The sequence below is a fragment of the Pantoea sp. GD03673 genome (genome assembly GCF_029844725.1).
In the GTDB taxonomy this organism is placed as follows: Bacteria; Pseudomonadota; Gammaproteobacteria; order Enterobacterales; family Enterobacteriaceae; genus Pantoea.
In genome coordinates this window covers 70,254-84,767 of record NZ_JAOCKJ010000002.1, presented here as the reverse complement: position 1 = coordinate 84,767, position 14,514 = coordinate 70,254, and the positions used below count along the sequence as shown (strand labels likewise).

At 53.6% G+C, this 14,514-nt stretch carries 11 protein-coding genes; all 11 read left to right on the top strand.

Translation table 11 applies throughout. The features are described 5' to 3' along the window. The first annotated feature begins 69 nt into the window (after positions 1–69). The 11 genes from N5J69_RS03840 to N5J69_RS03790 all read left to right on the top strand — a co-directional run bounded on the left by N5J69_RS03840 (position 70) and on the right by N5J69_RS03790 (position 14,478). Entirely contained in the window at positions 70–1,209 is a 1,140-nt protein-coding gene (locus N5J69_RS03840) for a polysaccharide export protein (protein WP_013358466.1), read from the top strand. A gap of 9 nt (positions 1,210–1,218) precedes the next feature. Next, entirely contained in the window at positions 1,219–1,653 is a 435-nt protein-coding gene (locus N5J69_RS03835; protein WP_279768185.1) for a protein tyrosine phosphatase, read from the top strand. Positions 1,654–1,665: 12 nt separating this feature from the next. Continuing rightward, positions 1,666–3,843 (top strand): tyrosine-protein kinase Wzc, encoded by a 2,178-nt coding sequence (gene wzc / locus N5J69_RS03830; protein ID WP_279768183.1) that lies wholly within the window; start codon positions 1,666–1,668, stop codon positions 3,841–3,843. 277 nt (positions 3,844–4,120) lie between these two features. Beyond that, entirely contained in the window at positions 4,121–5,257 is a 1,137-nt protein-coding gene (locus tag N5J69_RS03825) for an EpsG family protein (RefSeq protein WP_279768181.1), read from the top strand. Between the two features lie 128 nt (positions 5,258–5,385). Next, complete coding sequence (locus N5J69_RS03820; RefSeq protein ID WP_279768179.1) at positions 5,386–6,303, top strand: glycosyltransferase family 2 protein; 918 nt, start codon at positions 5,386–5,388, stop codon at positions 6,301–6,303. A 57-nt stretch (positions 6,304–6,360) separates the two neighbouring features. Next, complete coding sequence (locus N5J69_RS03815) at positions 6,361–7,113, top strand: glycosyltransferase family 2 protein (RefSeq protein WP_279768177.1); 753 nt, start codon at positions 6,361–6,363, stop codon at positions 7,111–7,113. A 46-nt stretch (positions 7,114–7,159) separates the two neighbouring features. After that, positions 7,160–8,194, top strand: coding sequence for a glycosyltransferase (locus tag N5J69_RS03810; RefSeq protein WP_279768176.1), 1,035 nt, complete (start codon positions 7,160–7,162; stop codon positions 8,192–8,194). Positions 8,195–8,276: 82 nt separating this feature from the next. Further along, positions 8,277–10,493 (top strand): phage tailspike protein, encoded by a 2,217-nt coding sequence (locus tag N5J69_RS03805; RefSeq protein ID WP_279768175.1) that lies wholly within the window; start codon positions 8,277–8,279, stop codon positions 10,491–10,493. A 157-nt stretch (positions 10,494–10,650) separates the two neighbouring features. Then, positions 10,651–11,913: a colanic acid biosynthesis pyruvyl transferase WcaK gene (gene wcaK / locus N5J69_RS03800; protein ID WP_279768174.1), complete on the top strand. Its 1,263-nt coding sequence runs from the start codon at positions 10,651–10,653 to the stop codon at positions 11,911–11,913. Between the two features lie 4 nt (positions 11,914–11,917). Beyond that, entirely contained in the window at positions 11,918–13,141 is a 1,224-nt protein-coding gene (locus tag N5J69_RS03795) for a glycosyltransferase (RefSeq protein WP_013358457.1), read from the top strand. Beyond that, entirely contained in the window at positions 13,138–14,478 is a 1,341-nt protein-coding gene (locus tag N5J69_RS03790; RefSeq protein ID WP_098052856.1) for a lipopolysaccharide biosynthesis protein, read from the top strand. Before N5J69_RS03795 ends, N5J69_RS03790 begins: the two co-directional genes overlap by 4 nt. Positions 14,479–14,514 lie beyond the last annotated feature (36 nt).

Sequence of the window (14,514 nt, the reverse complement as noted above, 5' to 3'; positions counted from 1 at the left end):
CTTTTTGTTGGACGCTTACACAGCGGCGGTTTCGCCTCTATCAATAAATAACTGATAGCGAAGATCTAAATGATTACAATCAAAATGAAATTGATACCCTTGCTGGTATCCGCCACATTCCTTGTCGGGTGTACAGTCGAACCCGGCTCTCGCCTTTCTACATCAGGAAAAGATGTTATTGAGCAACAGGATAGTAACTTTGACATCGATAAATATGTCAACGTCTTCCCGTTAACGCCTTCACTGGTAGAGAAGATGCGTCCTAAGCCTCTGGTGGCTCAGGCAAACCCTTCACTGCAGAACGAAATTCAGAACTACGAATACCGTATCGGTGTGGGCGATGTCCTGACCGTGACGGTCTGGGATCACCCGGAACTGACTACCCCTGCAGGTCAGTACCGTAGCGCCAGCGACACCGGCAACTGGGTGCATTCTGACGGCACTATCTTTTATCCCTACATCGGCCGTGTGCGTGTAGCGGGCCGTACTGTTGGCGAAGTGCGTAACGAAGTGGCACGCCGCCTGGCACAGTACATTGAAAGCCCACAGGTTGATGTGAGCATCGCGTCGTTCAAATCGCAGAAAACCTATGTCACCGGTTCGGTTACGACGTCAGGTCAGCAGCCGATCACTAACGTGCCATTAACCATTCTGGATGCGATTAACGCCGCTGGCGGCCTGGCCGCTGATGCTGACTGGCGTAACGTCGTGCTGACGCACAACGGTCGCGAACAGCGCGTCTCTCTGCAGGCACTGATGCAGAATGGCGACCTGAGCCAGAACCACCTCCTCTATCCAGGCGATATCCTTTACGTTCCGCGTAACGACGATCTGAAAATCTTCGTGATGGGTGAAGTGAAGCAGCAGGCAACCCTGAAAATGGACCGTAGCGGCATGACGCTGGCGGAAGCACTGGGTAATGCGGCCGGGATGGATCAAACCACCTCTGACGCCACCGGCGTATTCGTTATCCGTCCACTGCGCGGCACCGATCGCAATAAGATCGCCAACATCTATCAGTTGAACACCAAAGATGCGGCATCCATGGTGATGGGAACCGAATTCCAGCTTCAGCCATATGACATCGTCTATGTCACCTCTACACCGCTGACGCGCTGGAACCGTGTGATCTCGCAATTGCTGCCAACCATCGCGGGTATCAACGATGTGAGCGAGAGCGCACTGCGTATCCGCAACTGGTCGAACTAAGGTCTGACCATGATTACGTCCGTGTTAGTCGTTTGCGTTGGCAACATCTGCCGCTCTCCGACCGGAGAGCGCCTGTTTAAACGTGCGCTGCCCGATTTAGATGTTCGTTCTGCCGGCCTGGGGGCACTTGTCGGCCACCCGGCCGACAAAATGGCATCCTCCGTAGCTGAAGCGCAGGGTCTGTCGCTTGAAGGACATCAGGCACAACAGTTAACGGCCGACATGTGCCGCAACGTTGACCTGATTCTGGTCATGGAGAAGCGACATATTGAACAGGTGAATCGCATCGACCCAGCCGCACGTGGCAAAACCATGTTGCTTGGGCATTGGCTCAATCAGAAAGAAATTGCGGATCCGTATCGAAAAAGCCGTGAGGCCTTTGAAGAGATTTACGGATTACTGGAAAACGCTACCCAGAAATGGGTCAACGTATTAAGCCGATAGTTGGGATTATCCATGAATATAAAAAATAAGGTCAGAACCGCGCCGGGAGAGGAGTCGAATGGATGGGATCTGGCGCATCTTGTGGGACAGCTTATTGATCATCGCTGGATCATTGTTGCCGTTACGGCTTTTTTCATGCTGGCGGGAACACTCTACACACTGTTTGCGACACCGATTTACAGCGCGGACGCGTTAGTCCAGGTTGAGCAGAAGAATGCCAGCACCGTTCTGAACGAACTGGACAGCATTCTGCCACCGACACCCGCTTCTGATACCGAAATCGAGATTCTGGAATCCCGTATGGTCATCGGCAAAACCGTTGACGATCTGGATCTGGACACCGTGGTTGAGCAGAACTACTTCCCGGTAATCGGTAAGGGTCTGTCGCGCCTGATGGGCAACAAACCGGCCAATATCGCGATTTCGCGGCTGGAAATCCCACGCACTATCGACAAGCGTAACGTTGAACTGGAAGTGACCGGTCCGGATAGCTACACCGTCTCTAAAGATGGCGATGAGCTGTTCAAAGGTAAAGTCGGCCAGCTGGAGTCGCACGGCGACATCAGCATGCTGGTGAGCGAGATCCACGCCGATGAAGGCACCAGCTTCACCGTGACCAAACTGAATGACCTGCAGGCAATCCGCTCTGTGCTCTCTAACCTGACCGTAGCAGACAAAGGTAAAGATACCGGCGTGCTGGGTCTGGAGTATCTGGGTGAAGATCCCGAGCAGATCAGCAAAGTCCTGAACCAGATTGTGAACAACTATCTGTTACAGAACGTGGAGCGCAAGTCAGAGCAGGCAGAGAAAAGCCTGGAGTTTTTACGCACTCAGCTGCCTGCCGTTCGCAGCAAGCTGGACGAAGCGGAAAACAAGCTGAACACGTTCCGTCGTCAGAACGAATCGGTTGACCTGTCACTGGAAGCGAAATCTGCGCTGGACTCCTCCGTGAGCGTGCAGAGTCAGCTGAACGAACTGACCTTCCGTGAGGCTGAAGTGTCTCAGCTGTTCACCAAAGATCACCCAACCTACCGTGCGCTGCTGGAAAAACGCAAAACGCTGGAAGGTGAGCAGGCTCAGCTGAACAAGAAAATTTCTGGCATGCCACAGACTCAGCAGGAAATTCTGCGTCTGACCCGTGACGTTCAGTCTGGTCAGGAGATCTACATGCAGCTTCTGAATCGTCAGCAGGAGCTGGGCATCAGCAAAGCCAGCACCGTGGGTGATGTCCGCATCATCGACAATGCGCAGACGGCTAACGCGCCGGTCGCACCGAAGAAGATGCTGATCATCGCCGCGAGCCTGATTCTGGGTCTGTTCGTGTCAGTCGGTCTGGTTCTGCTGAAAGCACTGCTGCATCACGGCATCGAGAACCCGGATCAGCTGGAAGAGCTGGGCATGAACGTCTATGCCAGCGTTCCACTGTCGGAATGGCAGCGTAAGAAGGATACCGAAGCACTGGCGCGTCGTGGCAGCAAGGTGAAAACCGATCCGCACGAAACGCTGCTGGCGCTGGGTAACCCGACTGACCTCTCCATCGAAGCGATTCGTAGCCTGCGTACCAGCCTGCACTTCGCCATGATGGAAGCGAAAAACAACATCCTGATGATCACCGGTGCCAGCCCGGGTATTGGTAAAACCTTTATCTGTGCCAACCTGGCCACACTGATTGCGAAAGCAGGTCAGCGCGTGCTGTTCATCGATGGTGACATGCGTCGTGGTTATACCCACGAACTGCTGGGCGCGGATAACAAATCAGGCCTGTCAAACGTGCTGTCCGGCAAAACGGAATTCAGCCCGGCGCTGATTCAGCAGGGCGTGTACGGTTTTGACTTCCTGCCACGCGGTCAGGTTCCGCCTAACCCGTCTGAGCTGCTGATGCATCGCCGTATGGGTGAGCTGCTGGACTGGGCGAGCAAGAACTACGACCTGGTGTTAATCGATACGCCGCCAATCCTGGCCGTCACCGATGCGTCCATTATCGGTAAGCTGGCTGGCACCTCACTGATGGTGGCGCGTTTCGAAGCCAACACCACCAAAGAAGTGGACGTCAGCTTCAAACGCTTTGCCCAGAATGGTATTGAGATTAAAGGTGTGATCCTCAACGCCGTGGTGCGTAAAGCGGCTAATGCGTATGGCTATGGTTATGACTACTATGCCTATGACTACGGCAAAGCCGATAAAAGCTGATCATTGAGTAATAAACAGGGGGCGGTCTGACCGCCCCTTTTTATCGTCCCTTTGAATGACGACACGCATCAATTTACACAGGTTATTCTGTCCAGACCCACAAAAGCGATACCTTTATAAATCGCATGGCGAACGTCACTCAACAGAATTCATCACCAGCATGGCATCGCCTGCACGTAATAGTTAACCGTGCTGTCAGGCTCGCTGAAAAGCCAGCCGGGAAGGCGAAGCGTGATTATTGCTGGCATGAGAACTTGTGGAATTAAGGAATCACACCATGGCTCCCTATTGGTATGTATCAGGCTTTTTGCTGCTGCTTTCGCTGTTCGAAATAGCGCTAAAAAAAGACGAACGCACAAATCATATTCTGACCTGGCTGCTCTGTCTGGCTGCCGTAATATTGATTGTTTTTGGGGGAATACGCGGTCTCGGGACAGGCATGGATGACTTTCAGTACCGGAGTTTCTTTGAGGACTTTGTAAGACGCATTGAAATCAACGGCTTTTTTAAAACCGTTGCGTTTTTCCGTTACGAACCGCTGATTTTTGCGATGGCCTGGATCACCAGCCTGTTTTCGCATAATGCGAGCATCTTCCTGTTTGTCTTCTGTGCCACAGCCGTTTTCATCAATACCTGGTTCTTCAGGAAGATGTCACCCTATCCGGTACTGGCGCTGGTGCTCTATTCGGCTCACATCTTTATCAACAAAGACATTAACCAGATTCGCTTTGGCCTCAGTTCTGCCCTGTTCCTTGGCGTCCTGTGGTCGATCTATCTCAAGCGCTACTGGTGGGCGTTTGCCTTTTTTATTCTGTCGTTCACGAGCCACAACACCGGTGTCATGGTCGTAACGCTGATACCGTTCCTGTTTATTCGTGACTGGCGCTGGTGGCCGGTAATTATTATTGTCGCCAGTCTGCCGCTTTCCGTGGTGGGTGGTTCCAGCTTTATTTCCCTGATTGCCGGTCATCTGGGATCGCTGGGGGAGAGGGCATCGGGATATAACAATGACCCGTCCTATGCAATGGGTGGCAGCATCCTGGCCGTGTCGAACCTGAAAAACATCATGCTGGTGTTTGTTTTCTTCTACTTCATGCTGACCGATGAGCTGAAGCGCGAAAACTACGCCCAGTATCGCCTTAACTACCTGCTGATTTTAAGTTTTGCCATCGGCGGTGCGATCAGGATCTTCCTGTACAATTTCCCGTCAGGTTCGCGCCTGTCTAACTATCTGCAGCAGGTTGAGCCGATCATCCTGACCTCGCTGATTTATCAGGCCAGACGATCGTGGAAGCCCGTGCTCTATGCCATGCTGGTCTTCTTCCTGCTCTATTACCTCTACTACAACACCATTTCAACCAAGCAGGCGGTTACCGGCTATGAAGTGGCACGTGAGTTTTGGTTAATCCACTGATCAACCCGTTAATCGCCCAGGCGTGAGGAACGTTACGCTGGGGCGATTGACGGTAAGCCCACCGGTTTTTAGTCGACCCTTGTCGATTGAACTGTTTATTTTTGACCTATTTTAATGAGGTGCTGGCAATGAAGGACATTCGTTTCTCCATCGTAATTCCGGCTTATAACGCGTCAGAATCGATTGTCACGACGCTGGATTGCGTTAAAGCACAGACGTATCGCAATTTCGAGGTCATCATCGTTGATGATAAATCTGCGGATGCCGCCGCGCTGGCCGAGGTAGTTCGCAGCGAACGCTACCAGGATCTCACCATCAATCTGGTGCTCTCTGAGGTGAAGCTCAACGGCGCGGGTGCGCGCAATAAAGGCATTGAGCTGGCGACCGGCGACTATGTCAGCTTCCTTGATGCCGATGATGAGTGGGCGGCAGACAAACTGCAGCAGGTGAGCGAAAAAATTGCGCAGCTCGACGCGCAGGGCAAAAAGAACGTTGTGATTTTCAGCCAGGTGAATATTTACCAGGATGGCACCTTCCTGAAAGTCATGCCGATGCAGCCACCGGGTAAAAATGAAACCGTTGCTGAATATCTGTTCGGCTGCTACGGCTTTATCCAGACCAGCACCATTGTGCTGAAGCGCGAAGACGCGGTGAAAATTCAGTTCGATACCCGCTACATCCGTCATCAGGATTATGATTTCTGCATTCGTGCCGACCGCATGGGCTATGACTTTGTGATGATCCCCGCACCGCTGGCTAACTACCATCTGGTCACAAAGTTTGGCTCGAAACACAAAGGCGAGTCGGTGAAGTACTCGATGTTCTGGCTTGATACCATGAAGCCGCATCTGACCCCGCGTGACATCCACACCTACAAAGCTTTTAAGCTGCCGCTGCGCTACAAGATGGATGGTAAGTCGCTGATGGCAAGCCTGAGCTTTGCGCGTTACTTCTTCCTCACCAACAAAGACAACCGTGCTTATTTTATGAACCGGGTTAAAGACAAGGTCAAAGCACGTTTCGGCGGTGAGAAAGCACTCTCCTGACGCACGCTGCGCCTGATGCCAGGCGCACCTCTCTTTTCATTTAATTCAGGGTTGAAGATGAATACTTCTGTTGGAACCGTTGGCATTGTAATGCCGATGTATAATGCACGTCAGACGGTATTACGCGCTGTGCAATCGGTTATCAATCAGCGCTATACCGACTGGCACCTCTATCTGGTCAACGATAAATCTACCGATGACTCGCTGGAGTTCGTGCGTCAGCATTGTCAGGATCCGCGCATTACCATTCTGGATAACGCGGTCAACATGGGCGCAGCAGAAACCCGCAACGTCGGACTGCGTGCGGCCACGGAAGAGATTATCGCCTTTCTCGACAGCGACGATGAGTGGCATGCCGATAAGCTGGCCCGGCAGGTGGAGGCCATCGCGGCCGGTGACGATTTTGTGATCACCGAGTATCACTATAAAACCCGCAAAGCCGAGCACGATATTACCTACAGCAAACCTTACCTGCAGCAGGAAAACTTCGTTAAGAAGCAGTATCGCGTCTGTTTTTCTTCCGTCTGTTTCCGTCGTCCGCCGCAGGGTCTTTTCTTCCAGCGTAAAGGCCACGAAGATTTCCTGTTTTTGTATGAATTATTTACCCGCTATAAGCAAGCGCGCGTAATTCAGACGATTCTGGTCAACTATTACGAATTAGGCGATTCCCTTTCCCGTAATAAGAACAAAGCCGCCCAGTGGCACCTTGAATTATTAAGAATTATCTATAAAAACAATCCTTTAAAAATCTATTACTATTACGCCTGGTATATGGTGAATGGTGTGCTGTTTACCCTTAAGCATCGTTAAGCCTGTCGGCAGGATTGTCTTTAAAATTTGAGGTGGATAGCGTTTCATGAAAAAAATTGTCCTGGTGATCAAAGATGCTTATTCGTATGCGGGCACCGAGAACATCTGTAACTTCATGTCAGAGTGTCTTGGCGAAACGCATGACGTCACCATCTACTCGCTGGAAGGCAGCGGTAAAACGTTTTATCCGTTTGAACATGTCAAACGGATTGTCAGCTTTGAAGGGCAGAGCAATCCGATAAAAAGCGCGGTAGCCCGCATTCACGAAGAGGGTTTCGATACCGTCTTCCTGATCAGCATGGGTCGCCTGAGCGTGATGTTCGCCTTCTGGAATCTGCTGGCGATGAAGAAGAAGCGGGGCAAAGCCTATGCCTGCGAACATATCGCCATTAACTCCTTCAGCAAACCGATTAAGTTCCTCAAGTTCCTGCTGCTGCGCTACTACGACCGCGTGATTGTTCTGACCGACAAAGATCATCAGGTGTTCAGCCGCTGGCGTATCCCCAGCAAGCAAATCCCCAACCCGGTGGTGTACAAAGGCTATCAGCGCCAGACCCGTCATCGTCAGGCACTGGCGGTGGGCCGTCTGGATAACCAGAAGGGCTTTGATCTGCTACTGGATATCTGGCGTGACTTTGCCCGGACGCATGCGGACTGGACGCTGGTGATTGCCGGTGACGGCGAACTGCGTCAGCAGCTGCACGACCAGGCGGCCGTGCTGGGGATTACCGACAGCGTAAAGTTTGTCGGTAAGGTCAGCAACATCAACGACTACTACCGCGACAGCGACATGGCGCTGATGACGTCGCGCTATGAAGGGCTGCCACTGGTGTTGCTGGAAGCGAAATCCTGGTCACTGCCGGTCGTCGCGTATGACTGCCCGACCGGACCCCAGGAGATCATCAACCACGGTGAAGATGGATTCCTGGTCCCGATGAATGACAAAGCCACGTTTCTGGCCCGAATGGAGCAGCTCGCCAGCGATGACGCGCTGTTCTATGCCATGAGCGAAAAAACGAAACAGACCGCGCTGAAATTCGACGGTAATCAGATAAAGCAAAGCTGGCTGTCACTGGTTTAACCGGAGCTGGAAATGCTCACTTGCGACGTGCCTCAGGGACACCGCTATGGCCACTGGCCTTATTGACTACGGGATTTGATGCATGAAAAGAAGAGAAGTTTTACAGACCGCCGCCTCCGCTCTGGTGGGGGCTCTCTCCGTGAGCACCTTTTCCAGCTACGCTGCAAAAAGTAACGGTATCGCCCTGAAGCCGGTTGATGCCACTGACGTTCCCAAAGGCGATGTGCCTATCCTGACGCCAGAGAATGTCTACGCCATGCCACCGCAGTTCTGGCAGGGCTTTGAGGGCAAACTCTGGATTGGTAAAGCGGGTGTGGATGCCAGCAAACCGGGCAACCAGATTCCTGTTTTCCTGCGCGATGCCAGTGGTAAACTTTCAGAGATAGCGCAGCCAATCGCACTGAATAAAGGCAACTTTGCGCAGTTCATTCAGGACAATGCTGCACTGATTGCCAATCCTTCGCATTCCATGGCGGTTGAGGACAGCAACGGTCAGACGCTGTTTAACATCGCCGATGTCAGCCGTCCGGGCGCGGCAGATTTCAGTCAGCGTCTGGCGCAGCCTGCGGGTTATCAGCTGATTGGTGAGATCCCTTCCGTGGCGGAATTGCGCAAAACCCGTCCGCTGTTTGAAGGGGCCAAGATTAAGCTCAAAAGCTGGCATGAAGGACGGGAAGTCGGCGGCGGCGAGTTTGTCGGCAGCTTCCAGCCTGCTCAGAACGATGGCGGCGTAAACTTTGCCGGTGAAGGCTATCACTGGCGTCGCGTGGTAGATGATTTTAACCGTCTTACACTGTTTGATTTCGGTGCAATTGCTGACGGTAAAACCGATACTGCACCCGCTATTATGGCGATGTTCCAGTGGTCACAGCAGGCAAACCAGCAGATTTGCGTCCAGTTCCCGGCCGGTACTTTTATGGTCTCTGCCTGTAATCTGGGCGACAAGTACCTCAACTTCTTCCGCATGTCCGGTGCGATGGTTAACTTCGGTTACTTCCCGGCGACCACTATTGTTTCTGATGGTAAGTCTGATTTCGTCTTTCAGATGAATGCCCGCCGTGTTGAGCTTTCCAACCTGATTTTCAACGGCAACAGCGAGAAGAGCCCGAATCAGCAGGGCTTTTTCCATAACACCTGTCCCGGCGGACAATATTTCCGGGGTGCCTGCCTGCGCTTTAACGCAGTCGGCGGCACGGCCATCAGCCTGCAGGATACCCTCGATTGTAAAATCGATCAGTGGTACGCCTCACGCTGCAGCGGCGATGTCATTAAATCGGGCTGGTCAGGGCAGAAGCAGGGGAAATGGGACCACAGCACCGCGATTGAGCTGTCGAACTTCAATGCGCAGTACTGCCGTGGCGGCAAAGTGCTTAACCTGCCGCGCTGCGGCCAGTCGATTATTCATAACGGCTGGATTGAGCACTGTGACAATCCGGGCGATCTCTCTAACGGCCAGTGGATCGTCGATGCCCTGAGCCTTGAGGATTGTAAGAACCCGCTGATCGCGCACAACACCCGCCTGAATATGCGCCAGACCAGCCTGCAGTCGGGCAGTTGGATCGACAACTCGATGGAAGGCGACCGTCTGCTCAGCATCTGGGAGATGGGGTCGACCCGCGTAGAATCGTATGGCGTCGCGCTGGATGGCAGCCTGAAATACAACTACATCACCTCGCGCTGGCGCTTAGAGAACAACACCAACCAGGAGACCTGGTTTGATCTCGGCAGCCTCTACTCACCGACGGTGGGTGATTCGTGGGAGATCGAAATTTTTGGTCAGTCGCAGTTCACCAACGGCAGTGGCGACAAGCCGCTGATGAACCTGATTGGTGACAAAACCACCGGCGGCCGCGCCGTGATCCACGTGCAGCGCAAGAAAAATCTCTCTGAAGCAAGCTGGTCAGCCGAAGGCAGCAGCCCGATTGTGGATGTCCGCTATGTGGCTGAGCACGACACCGATGTCCGAATCTTCGTCAAACTGGCGGGCTGGACGCCGTCGGCGGCCGTGCTGGTGAAAACCACCGGTAAAGATCGCTTTGTCACCGGACGCTGTGCACGGGTCAACGCGAAGATGGAGAAGGGCAATCCGCCATCAGGCGACGCGGCCAAACGCGCGCCCCAGCGCTTCAGCCTGCACAACGGCAAAGCGGGCGTGGGTGCCAACGAGCAGGGCGATCTGCTGATGGCTTCCCGTCCGCTCTCCGCCGACCAGGTCGATACCAGCAAGCCGGAAGGCTTTGTTTCGGTGGTGATCAACGGTAAACAGGTTGCGCTGCCTTATTTCGCGATCAAGTCGTAACCCTTGTATCAGGGCCGCCACAATGGAGGCGGCCGGTTTAGCAGGAGCAGTACCTTTGGGTGCGTTATCCCGTAAAGCATGATTTTAAACAGAGTTCATTTTGCCCATTTCGGATCTGGGCGGCTTACAGAATTAAAAAAATTTATTCGGAGTTGTTATGAAAATTTTATTGGTGGGTAACCATACGTGTGGGAATCGCGGGGATGGCGCGATTCTTCGTGGACTGATCGATTCAATGAAGTCTGCACGCAGTGATTTAGACATTGATGTTATTAGCCGTTATCCAACCAGCTCCGGTTATCTGCTCCAGCAGGATATTCAGCAGGATGCGCTGTATCTGCACAACAGCAAGTCAGGCAAAGGTCTGGTCGGTTCGTTTAAGCGTAAAGTGGCGAACCGTCTGATGCCCGATATCATGATGGCGCATCTGGGCAAGGGCGGGATCTTTAAGTCGTTCGCGGTGCCGCCGCACCTGAAGGCCTTTACCGAAAGCCTGGCGAAATATGACGCGATTATTCAGGTTGGCGGATCCTTCTTCGTCGATCTCTATGGCGTGACCCAGTTTGACCATGCGCTTTGCGCGCTGATGGCAAAAAAGCCGATCTACCTGATTGGTCACTCAGTAGGGCCTTTCCAGAACCCGCGCGTCAATGCGCTGGCGAACTTTGTCTTTGATCGGGTCGACAGCCTGGTACTGCGTGAATCGGTCAGCCTTGATCTGATGAAGCGCGATGGCGTGACCAGCTCTAAAGTGGCCCCTGGCGTGGACACCGCGTTCCTGGTGCGCGCACGTGACGTGGAGAACCCGAGCCACAATCTGCGCTACTGGCAGGGCATTATTAATGGCCGCAAAACCATCGCGATTACCGTGCGTGAACTGGCCCCGTTTGATAAACGTCTGGGCGTGACGCAGAAAGAGTATGAAGCAGCCTTTGGCCGGGTGATCAATGCCATGATCGCTGAGGGCTATCAGGTTGTGGCGTTCTCAACCTGTACCGGCATCGACAGCTATGCCAAAGATGACCGCATGGTGGCGCTGACGCTGCGTGATCACGTGGCGCAGCCAGAACATTACCATGTCATCATGGATGAGTTTAATGACCTGGAACTGGGCATCCTGCTGAGTGATTGCCACCTGACCATCGGTACCCGCCTGCACTCGGCGATTATCTCGATGAACTTCGGCACCCCGGCTGTGGCGATTAACTACGAGCACAAGTCGATGGGTGTGATGAACCAGCTTGGTCTGCCGCAGATGGCAACTGATGTGAAAAGCCTGATGGATGGCTCACTGATCGACAAGGTGAAAACGGTCCTTGCCGACTACGACAACATCAAGCTTAAGGTCGACACGGCCGTTGCGAATGAAAGGGAAATTGGCAACCGGATCACTGAAGAGATTCTCAAAGTATTAGGGTAATGTGATGAAACTGACTTTTTTCACCATGCGTTTCCCGGTTGCCTCTGAGACATTCGTACTAAATCAGGTAACCCATTTTATTGATGCCGGTTACGAGGTGGAGATTATTTCAGTCTTTCCCGGCGATTTAGTGAACCGGCATGCCGCGTTCGATGAGTATGGTCTGGCGGCGAAGACGCACTATCTGCTGCCGGAAGAGAAAATCTCCATAGTCGATAAGCTGAATCAGCGCATCAAGCTGGTGCTGCCAAAAGTGACGAAGCCGTCGCTGCTGCGTTCGCTGAATGTGCGCCGTTATGGCGCGCAGTCCAGCAAACTGCTGCTGCCGTCGATTGTGGCCAATGCAAAGCAGACCTTCACCGCCGATGTGTTTCTGGTGCATTTCGGCTATGCGGGTGCACTGGCAAACAAACTGCGTGAGCTGGGCGTTCTGAAGGGTAAGCAGGCGACCGTGTTCCACGGTGCGGACATCTCCCGTCGTCACATTCTGGAAGAGCACAAGCTCGACTACGTGAATCTGTTCCGCCAGAGTGAGCTGATGCTGCCTATCAGCCATCTGTGGGAGAACAAGCTGATTGAGATGGGCTGCCCGCCGGAAAAAATTCACGTTACACGCATGGGAATTGAGCCGGAGAAGTTTAACTTCCAGCCGCGCCAGGCGTTCCATACGCCGCTGCGTATTGTTTCGGTGGCGCGTCTGACGGAGAAAAAAGGCCTGGATGTGGCGGTCAAAGCCAGCGCCATCCTGAAGCAGCGTGGTGGTCAGTTTCAGTACACCATCATCGGCAATGGCGATCAGGATGAGATGATGCGTGATTTCATCGCCCGCGAGGGGATGGAAGATTGTGTCAGCATGCCGGGCTTTAAACCGCAGGAGGAGATCCGTCGCGCACTGAGTGAGGCAGACATCTTCCTGCTGCCCTCCAAAACCGCCGCCGATGGCGATATGGAAGGGATTCCGGTTGCACTGATGGAGGCGATGGCGGTCGGGTTGCCGGTCGTCTCGACGTTCCACAGCGGCATTCCGGAGCTGATTGAGAACAACGTCTCCGGCTGGCTGGTGGAAGAGGACGATCCCGAGGCGCTGGCGGAGACGCTGTTGAAGCTTTCTCAGGGCGAGGTGGATGTGGCACCGGTTGTTGCGGCTGCGCGTCACAAAGTTGAGACTGAATTTAATCAGCACATCGCCTACGGCGAACTGGCACAGATTCTGGAGCGACTGGTGTGAGTGGATTTAAGTCACAGGCGATTTGGCTGTTCGGCAGCACCTGCTTTTCCGCAGTGCTGCAGGTTGCACAGCTGAGCTTTCTCGCCCGCAAACTGGAAACCCACGAGCTGGGACTGTTAGCCATCATCAACGCCATCCTGGCGGTGGCGGGTGTGCTGCAGGATATGGGGATGAGCAGCTATCTGGTACATCGCCAGAACATCACCCGTCGTGAGCAGAGTACCATCTACTGGGTGAACGTCTCCCTTAGCTTGTGTACCGGTCTGATCATGTTACTGATCGCCTTCCCGGTCTCCTGGTTCTATCACCTGCCAGAGCTGACAGGGCTGATCATGCTGACCAGCCTGAACTTCCTGGTGCTGGGACATCTGTCGCAGTATCAGGCGCACTACATCAAAACCAAGCGGATGGTCTCGCTGGCGAAGATTGAGATGGGCACCAAGCTGTTTGCCTTCCTCTGTGTGGTGGCGATGCTGGAGTTCACCTCACTGACGGTAGCGGCGGCGATTCTGGGCCTGTTTATCAATGCCTTTACCCGCATCCTCTGCATGATTGCGCTGGGTGAGAAGTCGTGGCGTCCTACCTGGGAGTTCGACAAAGCCACATTCTTCGGTGCCATTCGCTACGGCAGCTATCAGCTGGGTTCGCAGACCATTAATCAGCTGCGTACCCAGGCGGATGCGCTGGTGGTCGGTAAAGTGATGGGTGCAGAGATGCTGGGCGTTTACTCACTGGCGAAAGAGCTGGTGTTGCAGCCGCTGAAGCTGGTGACGCCGGTGATTAACCGTCTGGCACTGCCGCGCTTTGCTGAGAAGCAGCACGATGCCGAGCAGCTGAAGAAACTGTTCCTGAAGGGCACGCTGGGGATCATGCTGTTCAGCAGTGCCATGTATCTGGCCATTGGTATCTTCTCGCCGGTTATCGTGCGTGTGCTCTACGGCGCGTCGCATGAGCAGGTTTATCACCTGATCCCGCTGATGCTGCTGTTTGGGATGCTGCGGCCGATGGGCGGTCTGACCGGGGCCATTTCGCAGGCTAACGGACGCACCAACGTTGAGTTCTACTGGAACATCGTGGCCAGCATTGTGGTTCTGGCGGTACTGGCGACGACCTTTATCTGGCCAAACGTGCTTTATGTCGCGCTGACGCTCTCCATCTCGCAGATCCTGATCTCAGCACTGGCGCATCCGTTCTTTATCAAGCCGGTGATTGGCATTCGGTTTATTCCCTATGCCCGGCAGTGGGTGGCGGTATCGGTGGTCTTTGTTGGCGTGATGATGCTGGTTAATCACTTTAATCTGTTTGTAATGCCAGAGTGGTTTGAAGGCTGGCTCTGATTACAACAGCGTTAAATCAACGGGCGGCCTTTGGGT

What these genes read in the sequence shown, in the direction of transcription:
- N5J69_RS03820 (WP_279768179.1), top strand. Translation starts at nt 5,386, where the DNA reads ATGAAGGACATTCGTTTCTCCATCGTAATTCCGGCTTATAACGCGTCA.
- N5J69_RS03815 (WP_279768177.1), top strand. Translation starts at nt 6,361, where the DNA reads ATGAATACTTCTGTTGGAACCGTTGGCATTGTAATGCCGATGTATAAT.
- N5J69_RS03835 (WP_279768185.1), top strand. Translation starts at nt 1,219, where the DNA reads ATGATTACGTCCGTGTTAGTCGTTTGCGTTGGCAACATCTGCCGCTCT.
- N5J69_RS03795 (WP_013358457.1), top strand. Translation starts at nt 11,918, where the DNA reads ATGAAACTGACTTTTTTCACCATGCGTTTCCCGGTTGCCTCTGAGACA.
- N5J69_RS03825 (WP_279768181.1), top strand. Translation starts at nt 4,121, where the DNA reads ATGGCTCCCTATTGGTATGTATCAGGCTTTTTGCTGCTGCTTTCGCTG.
- wcaK (WP_279768174.1), top strand. Translation starts at nt 10,651, where the DNA reads ATGAAAATTTTATTGGTGGGTAACCATACGTGTGGGAATCGCGGGGAT.
- N5J69_RS03810 (WP_279768176.1), top strand. Translation starts at nt 7,160, where the DNA reads ATGAAAAAAATTGTCCTGGTGATCAAAGATGCTTATTCGTATGCGGGC.
- N5J69_RS03840 (WP_013358466.1), top strand. Translation starts at nt 70, where the DNA reads ATGATTACAATCAAAATGAAATTGATACCCTTGCTGGTATCCGCCACA.
- N5J69_RS03805 (WP_279768175.1), top strand. Translation starts at nt 8,277, where the DNA reads ATGAAAAGAAGAGAAGTTTTACAGACCGCCGCCTCCGCTCTGGTGGGG.
- wzc (WP_279768183.1), top strand. Translation starts at nt 1,666, where the DNA reads ATGAATATAAAAAATAAGGTCAGAACCGCGCCGGGAGAGGAGTCGAAT.